Below are 1,395 nucleotides of genomic sequence, written 5' to 3'. Positions count from 1 at the left end.
CATTGTTTGAAACCCCCGCCGGAGGCCCCCCGGAGGGTGCCGGAAAAAAGGGCGTGGGTGAAAAATGGCGCGGCAGCAGCGCCTTTTTCCCACAATGGGCGTATGCCAACTTGGTTTAATAGCGTTTTTGAAGATTAACGGAGCGTCGCAACGGAGGAATCATAAGAGTTAGTAAGCTGATTCCCTAAACCCTATATTTCCAGGGGGAAAACTATTGTAATAGTAAACTATATAAATAGTTTACTTAAGCTCATTAGTACTTTACTTCGTTGTAAGTTGTATTACAGTAAAAGCAGGATCTACTGCGGCATCGAAGTTTCAACAATAATAACAAGTCAAAGCTACTTATCGAATGAAGAAAGTCTTTGTAATAATGTACATGCTTGGTAATGCTAATCAAGGCACAAAAACACTTATTGAAAAAGAGCGAACCGATAGTATAGCAGCGTTTAAGGAGTTTCATGCCCTAGTGCAAAAACAAATCCGCTTAGGGGCATGGCTGGGGATCATAATAAACGATAGTACTGATATCACTGATATACAAATAGAAGCAAGGTTAAAGCATTAATATATGCTTTAACCTTGCTAGAAAGTGGTTTCTACTTTTGGAACTTTAAGAATGATGACGACCGGCTTTAACTATTTGCGAAAGTACTTCAAGAAATCTGTACTTATTAGGACAAAAATCACGCTCCAATTCTCGCAACACAATCACTGCAACCCATTCCTCGTGATCCTTTTGGCAATTTTCTTCCAACCAGTTTATATATTCATGCATTTCGCTCCATTGTTCCTCTTCTGGTAATTGAAGCCAGTTTTCGTAAAAAGTTTCAAGAGAATCAAACTTTTGTACTTCCGTATCTTCTTCCACCTCCATCATTTTCTCTAGGATTTCGATAAAGTTCCTTTCATTGATTCCTAAACCCTTATCCTCCTTCATTTTCATTAGCGCAGGTAATTGCTCATTAGCGGGTAGAGTAATAATCCAGTTCATATACAAATCAATGAACTCCTGTTCTATTTTGATAGTATTTCCCATTAAATCTTTTTGAGTAAATACTAATCAAGATTGCCATTCGTACTATTACATTTTTAGATTTACTATTTCCTTAAAACCCCGTCATTTGAAAAATCAATTTTTAACCATTAAAAATCTCTTCAATATTACATTATGTACTATAGTATGTATCAAGAAAATAGATTTCTATTTTCTGTATTTTTAATTAAACAAATTTTTTTATTCTATTTATTTTTTGTATTAATCATTTATACAAATTTTATTTTTCTTAGACAAATTTTTATTTATCAATTATTTTAGTTATAGACATATTATATATTGTAGATATTGTAGATATTCTTGAAATTGTAAGTATTATAAATATTGTAGGTATTGTA

2 protein-coding genes are annotated in these 1,395 nt (G+C 33.5%); one reads left to right on the top strand and one right to left on the bottom strand.

All coding sequences use genetic code 11. From position 1 onward, the window contains the following. Nucleotides 1-352: 352 nt before the first annotated feature. The gene (locus LX64_RS25695; RefSeq protein ID WP_148707483.1) at nt 353-568 is read left to right on the top strand and encodes a hypothetical protein; all 216 of its coding nucleotides are present in this window, start codon (nt 353-355) and stop codon (nt 566-568) included. 45 nt (nt 569-613) lie between these two features. On the opposite strand, the gene LX64_RS25690 is transcribed toward LX64_RS25695, so the two are convergent. Then, complete coding sequence (locus tag LX64_RS25690; RefSeq protein WP_111600567.1) at nt 614-1,039, bottom strand: hypothetical protein; 426 nt, start codon at nt 1,037-1,039, stop codon at nt 614-616. Between the last annotated feature and the right edge of the window lie 356 nt (nt 1,040-1,395).

It is taken from the genome of Chitinophaga skermanii, from assembly GCF_003259335.1.
Classification (GTDB): domain Bacteria; phylum Bacteroidota; class Bacteroidia; order Chitinophagales; family Chitinophagaceae; genus Chitinophaga; species Chitinophaga skermanii.
The sequence above is the reverse complement of the archived record's forward strand: the minus strand, read 5'-3'. Positions and strand labels throughout refer to the sequence as shown.